This is a genomic window from Granulicella pectinivorans, from assembly GCF_900114625.1.
GTDB lineage: Bacteria > Acidobacteriota > Terriglobia > Terriglobales > Acidobacteriaceae > Edaphobacter > Edaphobacter pectinivorans.
In genome coordinates, this window is the sequence record NZ_FOZL01000001.1 from 494,898 (window position 1) to 504,029 (window position 9,132).

Genomic DNA, 9,132 nt, shown 5'->3' on the forward strand with positions numbered 1-9,132 from the left:
AAGGCGGACAGGGCTGGCCTGCCCGCCCTTGTCGGCTTAGCCTCCGAGGACGCCGCTCGCGGCGAAGGGTCCGGCGGCGCAGGAGGCGTAGTCGCGAATCCGCAGGCCCCCCAGTTGCTGGGATGGGATGCCCAGCTCCGCGGCGCTAAAGGATGGGTCGAGGATCTCGAATTGCAGCCTCTGCCCAGCCTCCGGGTAGATGGCTACGTCGCAGCAGATCCCGTCCGGAGAGAAGACCATCTGCCGCAGCGAGTCGAAGGTCTGCACGAGATGCGTGTATTCCGAGGCCATATCCTGCGCGTCCGCGGCCGTCCCCATGACCTTGAAGATGAGGTGCGGAACGACCGTTGCGAGAGAGGTGGAGAAGACGGGCTGCTCGAAGAACTGCGTGCCCATAGCGACGTCGGCCTGCGTGTCGTAGTAATAGACGAAGAGGAAGTCGACATAGGACGAACCGGCGTCGAGCTTGATGGTGGAGCCGGGGTTTTGCGATCCGTAGACGGTGGCGTTGGTGAGCAGGCCATCGGCACGCATCGAGTCCGGCATGGAGATGGAGACGCGACGCATGCCGGTGGTGTCCGTGAGTTGAAGCGGAGAGGTTGCGGGGTCGCTGCTGGTGAGGTACGGGAAGGAGTATGCAGCCTGCGCCGCCTGGAACAGGGCATCGACCGGGGCGGTGTTCTTCGCCTGATCGGTGATGACGTCCACCCACAGGCTCTCGCCTTCCTGCATGGCTCCGTTGGGGCCGGTGGCGTTGGGTCCTGCGATGGAGGAGCCATCCCAGAAGCCAAACCAGCAGACGTGATCGGGCGCGTCGACATAGGGGCAGAGAGCCAGGATGCGTGTGGAGTCCTCGGGATCCTGGATGAAGAACCAGGAGCCCTCGAAGAGGATGACAAGCTGATTGGCGGTGGTGCTACGGACTTCTTCTGGCATAAGCGTTCTCCTGTGAAGAAGAACGGATTTACTGCGTGAAAACCTCCGTGGCGGCCCAAAAAAACGGGTGCGCCGTGGCGGGCGTGGAAGACATGATCTGCTGTGCCTTGCGCAGCGCGGCCGGTGCGGTGTTTGCCTTGCGAAGGGAGTTGTAAAAGGCGAGCATCAGCTCGCGCGACGACTTGGAGTCGACGTCCCAGAGCGTGCCCGCAACACGGTGGGCGCCGGCCACCAGAAGCGCGTGCGGAAGGCTTCCGTGGTCTTCGAGGCTGTACTCCGCGCCCGCGGTGCTGGAGCAGGTTGCGACGACGGCCAGACGGCATGCGTGCAGCGAAACCCCCTTGAGCGACGAGGCGCTGAAGACGACATCGGGATTGGCAAGCAGCAGCCCGGTCTCGTTGTTGTGCTCGACCGTGTGGCCATCGATGTGAAACAGATGAGCGCTGGAGAGCAGGTTGGGGAGGTCGGCCCGGGCACTCTCCTTGCTTCGGATGAGGAGAGCCTGCGGGTAAAGCATGGCGAGGTCGCGGGTCTCGAGGTACTCCTCGGGCAGCGTGGAGACGACGCTGCCGGAAGCGTCGAGGACCGAGGGCGCGCCTTCCACCAGCAGGACGCGCGGATGCTCCGGCATGGGCTCGTCCGGGGAGGAGCGGAGGATCCACCAGGGAGGAAGCATGGTGATCGCGTGGTCGAGTCCCAGATAGCCGCGGGTCGTCTGGGTGAGAGCGGCAAGCGGCAGGCGGCGCAACGCAGCGTCGAGATCGAACTGGATCGCGGAGCTGCCTTCGATCTCATTGGAGAAGGGCGCGAAGAGCAGGCGGAAGAGCTTCGCGCCGAGGATGTGGATGGACTCCGGCGAAGAGTTGCGGTCGGCGCAGAGCTCGCCGAAGGTGCTCGCCATCAGCTCGACGTGCTCGAGCGTATCGGGCACGACTGCCATGCGGATGGCGTTGGGCGAGACAGACCACACGACGTAGCGATCTTCCAGACGAGCCACGACGAGCGTAAGGCCGTGGCGTCGCTCCGCAGGCAACGGAGGAAGAGGTGGTACATCGCCCGCCCGCCTCGGCTGGCCCTGCCGGAAGGCTGCGGAGCGATACCACTCCCAGACGCCCAGCGCGTCTTCCTTGCGGCCCATGGTGGCCAGCGACTGCACAAGCAGACGGTAGCCGCGTCCATTGTCGCGGCCCCAGGCCAGCTTCTGGGATTCGTCGTGGGCCGCATTCAACCCGGCCTCGGCGTCGTTGGTCGCGAGCAGGCTGAAGTGCATGGACTGCGCAGGGTCGGAGGACTTCAGCAGAAGGCTGGCGAGCTCCGTGTTGTGATGCTGCCGCGCGTTGTAGTTGCCGGTCGTCCCGAAGACGGCGGAGGCCTTCTGCATCCGGTCCACGGCTGGTTGAAGCTGGCCTTTGCGCGCCATCAGGGCAGAGCGGTCGGTCTCCCAGTCGGCGCTGTACAACCGGGCGGCGACGCCCTGCGGCATCTGCGCCATGGACGCCGTGGCCCTGGCGAATGCGGCATCGGCGTCCGCGTAGTGGCCGACGGCTGTGGCGGCGGTACCCGCCACCTCCTGCGCGTAGGCCTTGATGGGAACGTTGGCGACCAACTGCGAGGCCTGGGCGGCAGCATCGGCGAGACCGGCCGCCGTCCAGCGCAGCCCCTGCGTGTTGGCCGTGTTGTAGAGCGCATGCAGGAACTGGTAGGTGGACATGCGTGCGCCATGTCCCTCCAGGCAGGTCTCGAGGCCGCTCTGCGCAAGGATCCAGGACGTGCGGGTCTCGCCGGCCATGTCGTACATGGTGACGAGGAAGCTCTCGGCGCGGAGCATCTGCAGGCGAAGCCCCGCGGAGCGCGCGTCGTGCAGCGTCTGCTCGGTCTCGGCGATGCTGCTGGAGACTTCGAGCTTATCGATGCCGCAACTGGCGTGTTCCAGCGCCACGTAGACATGCATCCAGGCGTAGCGCTGCAGAGCGGGCTCGGCGAGCAACCGGGTCGAGGCGTCGAGGCAGAGGTCCACCTTGCCCATCCGCTGGTACGCGTAGACGCGCTCAGCCTCGGCACGCAGCGCACCGGCTGCATTGTGCGCTCGCTGAAAGGATTGGGAGGCGGCTTCGGCCTCGGTGAAGGCCTTGTCGGCGTTGCCGCTGGCGCTGGCCTGCGTGGCGGCCGCCAGATGCTGAGCGGCCTCTTCCGCGGGGCGCGCGGCGAGCAGCTCGGTTAGCCACGGATCGTGGTGACTCGCGCCGATCTCGGCAAGCTTCTTCGCGGCGGCCTTTGCCTCCGGCGAGGCGGCGGGATCGCCCAGACGCCACTCACGCGTGGCGGCGTCGAGGTAGAGCTCGTAATCCTGCGCGGTGGTCTCCGGGGCCGTTGCCGACGCCGCGAGAAAACCGGCCGGTGAGAGGTCCATAGCGGCACCGCGATTCACCTCGCTCTTCTTCTGCTGCTCCTTCACGTGCTCCAGGCGTTGCTCGATCTCCCTGCGCCATCCCGGATCCCGTTCGAGCGCAAGGGCCTGCTCGTAGTCGGCGATCGCTTCCACGAAGACCGACTGCCGCTCCCAGCAGAGGGCTCGGTTGAAGAAGGCGAGGGCCCTGGGGCGCGGATCGCGCTTGCCATCGGTCTCGTCGATGACCTTGCCGTAGAGATCCGCGGCGCGGGACCAGGCGATCGGGTCGTGGTTGGCCTCGCCAATCTCGAAGAAGGCGTCGGCAAGGTCGCTGTCGAGGCCGGACATCCCGGAGGCCATCGCCAGTTGCAGGTCTTTGCGAGCGGCTTCACCGTCGTTCGCGACCAGCGCGATGCGTCCGCGCATCGCCAGCCAGTAGGGATCGTTCGGTCGCGCATGCAGATGCTCCGCGGTGCGCAGTTGAAGCTGCATCAGCTCCGTCGGGAGGTCCTGGGCGGAGGCGCCCCGTGTGGCCGAGGCCTTCGCGACAGAGGAACCGCCGGGCAGGTGCAGATCGGTGCGCCGTTGCGTGTCGTACGCGCGGGCGAGCAGGGCGCTGTCCGTATCGCGACGCGCAAACCAGGTGGCTCCGCCGATCATGAACAGAAGCGCCGCGGCGGTGGCTGCCATCCATACTCTGCGCCGCGGGAACGGCAGGATCTTCGCGGGTGCCGGCACTACACGGTCTGCGAGCGTGCGTGCCATCTCGCTCTGCCAGGGTGCGGTTGAGCTTTCCAGCCACGGCACCTCGTCGTCCAGCGAGGACGGCGCCACCTCGGCCATCGCGTCCTTCAACCGCTGGGCGCAGTCCCCGCAGGTCGCCGCGTGGATCAACATGGGCTGCGCTTGGGCCTCGTCGAGCAGTTCCGCCGCAAGATGCAGCCAGAGCTCGTCATGCGGACACCCGGACGTGGCGGAGGCTGCCGTGCCGGGTTCGCCACGGAGTAGCGCCAGGTGTGTCGCCGCGGCCCCAGCGCAGTCGGTGCAGTCCTCCATGTGCTCGCGCATTCGGCGCAGGCGCTCGATCTGTTCTTCCGCAAGACCGGTACCGGGAAGGGTCAGGAGCTCCAGGTCGGAGAAATCGATATGGTCTTCGGCGTGCCTCATCTCATCTCTCCTAACGCAGACGATGGCGGTAAACCTTCAGCCGGAGGCAGCATCGGAACCATCTTTCGTTTCACGGCCTTCAGCAACCGCAGCAGGCAGCTCTCCACACCCTTCGGGGTCAGGCCGATACCCGGCAGCGCCGCGATGTCGGCCGCGGTGAATCCCTGGCGGTAGTGGAACCAGAAGATCATCCTGTCTCTTGGATCGCTGGCCAGGCCCTCGACATGGCGCTCGATGTCGCGCAGCAGCAAGGGATCGACGATGACCTCGCTCTGCGCAGCGCTGGTCAGGGCGTGATCGTCCATGTCCACGGCATATTCGCCGGCTCGCTTCTGCGCGTTGAGCTTACGGAAGTAGTCGTTGGCGACCGAGGCGGCCACCACGCGCACGAAGGCGAAGATCGCCGCCTCATGGCGATGCACGAAGGTGCGAAGAGCCTTGCTGTCGTCGCGAAAGAGCCGCAGGAAGGATTCCTGCACGAGATCGTCCACCACGGCACGGTTGGGATGGTCATACCGCCGGACGCACCGGAGCACGGTTGAGGCGATAACCGGCTGTAGCGTCTGCACAAGCTCCAGCCACGCGGAATCAGAGTTTGTCTCCAGGCAAATGGGGATCAACTCGGCGACAGTCCGTTTCTGCGGCATGGCAAAATCTCTGTCTATGGTCAGAAGTTCACGATAGTGGGAGTGTTATGGCCAGTATAGACAAAGTCAGAGGCACAGGGGAGGAAAAGCTGCGCCGGCAGCGGCTGCTTGTGGCATCGCCTTCGCTGCCGCGGAGCTATCCTCGCGGAAACAACAGCGAGCGTGGTTCGAAGCGTTTGAGGATTTCTTCTGCGCCATGCATGACATGCGCCCGCATGGCGGCATCAGCCTTCTCCGGGTCGGACTGCGCGAGGACACCGGCGAGCAGGCTATGGTGCTTTTCAGGCAGCTTCGTGCGGTTGGCCGGCGTGTCGTAAAGCCAGTTGAAGGTGCTCGAAGACGAGCCGCGCGTGTTCTACCTGTACCATGAGTATCCACCGGCTGTGCGTTAGCGCCACTCTTCCAGGTTTTCCATACATGGCACCACGAATATCCATGCACAACACCACGTCTTCGCACCCAAAATGTTTCTGGTGAAACATTGGGAAATTTGTGGAGTTCACTCGCAAACCCTTTAGAAGACCACGATTACGGGCGATGCACCAAAATGAGTGCATCCTGGTGCGGATTCGCCGCTACTCTGCGGTCGGAGGGAGCGCAAGAGGTAAACAGCAGAGACAAGACTTGCGCCTCGATACCCGCTCCACAGCGCTAAAATCGTTCTGTGCGAACCCCGGCCCTTACCGTCCCTCTCGTTGTGTTTTCGTCGTTTCTCGCCCTCACCGGCTGCTCAAAGCCCACTCTCGACGTCCCGGAAGCGCCCACGACGATCGGTCAGGCAACGCCGTTTACGGTGAACGTCCACGACGCACACGGCGTCAGCAAGCTGACCTCTACACTCGTGCAGAGCGGGGCGCAGTATCAGAAGACGTGGCAGCCTTCCGCCACCACCAAGGGTCCGGACTCCAGCTTCAACGTCGAACTCGGCACCAGGACCACGCCGGAACTGCATGACGGGACGGCGCACCTGATCCTGGAAGCAACCTCCGGCGGGCTGCTGCACAAGACCACCCGCTGGGAGCGCGACGTGAATGTGGTGACCCAGCCGCCGCAGATCAGCGCGGACTCCGACCAGCACTATCTCTATCTCGGCATGGCCGATCTCGCCACGATGAACGTCACCGGCTCGTACACGTCGGCCGGAGTACGGGTCGGCGACCAGACCTTCCGGGCCTGGCCGATGCCTGGAGGCAAGCCGGGCCTATTTTCGCTCTACGCGTTTGCGTGGAATATGCCGGCAGGGACGATTCCCATGGCGTATGCCTCGAATGCCGCCGGCAACGATGTGACCACGCCGCTGACCGTCATCTTCCCCAAGCGGGAGCAGCCAGTCTACACGCAACACCAGATCCAGATTACGGACCAGTTTATGCAGAAGGTGCTCGGAGAGCTCGATCCGAATGGAACCGGCGACCCGATCGCGCGCTTCGTGAAGATCAACACCGAGATGCGGAAAGCCAACAACAAGACGCTCTCCGACCTTCGCCTAAAAACCGCCGACAGCTTTCTCTGGTCGCAGCCCTTTACGCGGCAGGCGCACTCCGCGGCCGAGGCTACGTTTGCCGATGTGCGGAGCTACGTCTACAAAGGCAACAAGATCGACCAGCAGGTTCACCTTGGCTACGATCTTGCCGTGACTCAGCATGTAGGCGTCGAGGCTTCGAATGACGGGCGTATCGTCTGGGCAGCGCCGCTGGGCATCTATGGCAACTGCATCGTGGTCGACCATGGATACGGCCTGCAGACGATTTATGGCCATCTCAGCCGGATCGACGTGCATGTGGGCGATATGGTCAAGCGCTCGCAGGTGATGGGACTGAGCGGCATGACGGGGATGGCCGGCGGCGACCATATCCACTTTGCCATGCAGCTCGATGGCGTCCAGATCGATCCGAAAGAATGGTGGGACGCGCACTGGATCAAGGATCACGTCGTGCGGCGCGTGGATCTGCCTGGGTTTAATCAATAGCGACCCGGGGATTGATGGTGGAGGGAGAGAGATTAGAACCCCCTGCGGCAGAGCGCAAGAGGCGTAATGGCGGAGGACGCAGGCCTGGTCAAACCCCTCTCCAGTATGCGTTGCAGTCTTGCGCCATGCCTTGCACTCCGAGGATGAGGCCAAGGAGAGAAACTCCACTGATGTCGCGTATCGTATCTGCCATCCGTTCACTGCCTCATGCGGTCTGACCTCGTCCTATCAATCGAGCTACCGCAGCCGGACTCGTCGGAGGTGACGTTCGCCTCAAGGACTTCGGATCCTATCCGGCATCATATGGTCCCCTGAGCCGCAAACTAATTGGTGTGGGGAACGAAGCGATCGGATGCATCGTTCAAAGAGAGCCCGGCGCATTGACGCAGCAGGTCATCGCACGCGTGCGACAGCGAGCCTTTGTTTTCAGTTGGTCCATGCCAAAAACCTAAGCCTGACATTGGCGAAAAAGGCGTGCAGGCGATGAGAGATAAAGTCCAAGACATGACTGAGCGGATCGCAGGCAGCCCGTTCTGAGCAATGCCGAAATATGCTGCTCTGTCTTCCCCATAAACACAGCTTCTTGTTGGGCCGTCATGACGAAGTCGAACACTGGATTGGCTGCCTGCTGCGTTCGACTCACGTCAGGAGCGATATACACTGCCGGCCTCGAGTTTTGAATGGGCAATACAGCGGTTCATTTCGCCTTTGTCGAAGGCGAGTGTTACCGGAGAGAACTCTGACTGCTGAGATCTGTGTGCTCCGCGGTTTGATCCAGTTGCGCAACGGCTGTGCGACCCGCATCAAGGGTTACATCCACCCAAGAAATCGATCGCCCATCGAGCAGCGTTGTGGCATGGGATCGGCGTCTCTGGTGATCGACCAGGATTTGTTGGTGAGTTCCTGGAAAAGTCGCTCTCCATGTAAAAGCTTTGGAGGTCTTGTTCTTCATCGTCACCTGATGCAACCCGACTTCGCCGACATCCACTGTGCCGGTGAAGATACGAAGACCTGTCAGCGTCGCTGTCTCCTCATCGGACATGAGTTGTGGAAACGTCGCGAGTACAACTTTGCGAACCTTTGAGTCGTACTTTGGCTGAACCCCCATCGCGCCCGTCACGACCGCGGCAACTACGGCGTAGGAAACCTCAGGATATTCACGCCGCGGTTTATCCGCACGCGACAGATCGAGAAGCACCCGATGGGCTGACTCTTTGTCGCCATATCGATACAGGGTCTGCGGAAGATAGCTCTCCGCCTCAATTCCTTCGTTCTTCCAATGATCTCCGGAGGCGACATACTTCAGCGACTCACGGACGTGAGACGAATCGGCGAGAGCCTCAAAGTAAAGTGCAAGATCGTCCCCGGTCCCCTTCCACCCTTTTTCGCGGGAGTACGAGCCTCCCAGATGATGATCGGCCTGGTTCCAGCTCTCTTGCTCCAGGAGAGAAGAGAGCTGCGCCGCTTTTCCGTCATACTCTTTCGCAGTGGCAGTATGACCCTGTCGCTCTTCGATAGCTTGCAGGTCTCGAAACGCGCGATACTCCGCCGCGATGAGGTCGGAGCCGACAACAAAGTCCTGCGTCTCTTCTGTGTAGCTTGGGATGCCTCGCGCATCGACAAACTTGCCGTGCTTTTGACGGCGATTCATCAGCCGTGTGCGGGTAAGGATCGTCGTGGGAGAAAGGTTCCATGTATCCACGTACTCATGCGCAGAGTGCGAGATCAGGTTGCGCATTGGGCTGCTCCGGATGTAGGTATCGTCGCCAGTCCATAACCACATGCGATAGGCTGCATCGATTACGTCAAAGTTTGCGGGCAGATTGTACCAGAAATCATCGTCGTTCACGTAGTCGGCCGAAGAGGGATTTCCCTGCTTGTCGATCTCCCAATAGCCGGTCCAGTCTCGCGTCGCGGACACGGCATAACCGAAACGTTGAAGCATATTGCGGTTAGCCTCGTAGAGACCCAACACAGCGGCTCCGGTCGTCTGGTGCGATACATCGCGCATGCAGAAGGAATCT

General features: G+C 62.5%; 5 protein-coding genes. 1 reads left to right on the forward strand and 4 read right to left on the reverse strand.

The genetic code is table 11. The features are described 5' to 3' along the window. Window positions 1-36: 36 nt before the first annotated feature. From BM400_RS01945 to BM400_RS01955, 3 genes are read right to left on the reverse strand one after another with little or no spacing between them, the layout of a single operon-like run. Window positions 37-936: a hypothetical protein gene (locus tag BM400_RS01945; RefSeq protein ID WP_089836130.1), complete on the reverse strand. Its 900-nt coding sequence runs from the start codon at window positions 934-936 to the stop codon at window positions 37-39. 28 nt (window positions 937-964) lie between these two features. Next, window positions 965-4,492 (reverse strand): CHAT domain-containing protein, encoded by a 3,528-nt coding sequence (locus BM400_RS01950; RefSeq protein ID WP_089836131.1) that lies wholly within the window; start codon window positions 4,490-4,492, stop codon window positions 965-967. After that, on the reverse strand, window positions 4,489-5,139 hold the full coding sequence (locus BM400_RS01955) for an RNA polymerase sigma factor (protein WP_089836133.1): 651 nt from the start codon (window positions 5,137-5,139) through the stop codon (window positions 4,489-4,491). Before BM400_RS01955 ends, BM400_RS01950 begins: the two co-directional genes overlap by 4 nt. A 664-nt stretch (window positions 5,140-5,803) precedes the next feature. On the opposite strand from BM400_RS01955, the gene BM400_RS01960 reads away from it, so the two are divergent. Next, window positions 5,804-7,108, forward strand: coding sequence for a M23 family metallopeptidase (locus tag BM400_RS01960; RefSeq protein WP_089836135.1), 1,305 nt, complete (start codon window positions 5,804-5,806; stop codon window positions 7,106-7,108). 724 nt (window positions 7,109-7,832) lie between these two features. Here BM400_RS01960 and BM400_RS01965 read toward each other — a convergent pair. Then, a complete protein-coding gene (locus BM400_RS01965) occupies window positions 7,833-9,080 on the reverse strand; it encodes a hypothetical protein (protein ID WP_141223778.1) in 1,248 nt (415 codons plus the stop codon). Between the last annotated feature and the right edge of the window lie 52 nt (window positions 9,081-9,132).

Bases quoted from the DNA above. Each gene is read 5' to 3' on its own strand.
- BM400_RS01945 (WP_089836130.1), bottom strand. From the start codon at position 936: ATGCCAGAAGAAGTCCGTAGCACCACCGCCAATCAGCTTGTCATCCTC.
- BM400_RS01955 (WP_089836133.1), bottom strand. From the start codon at position 5,139: ATGCCGCAGAAACGGACTGTCGCCGAGTTGATCCCCATTTGCCTGGAG.
- BM400_RS01950 (WP_089836131.1), bottom strand. From the start codon at position 4,492: ATGAGGCACGCCGAAGACCATATCGATTTCTCCGACCTGGAGCTCCTG.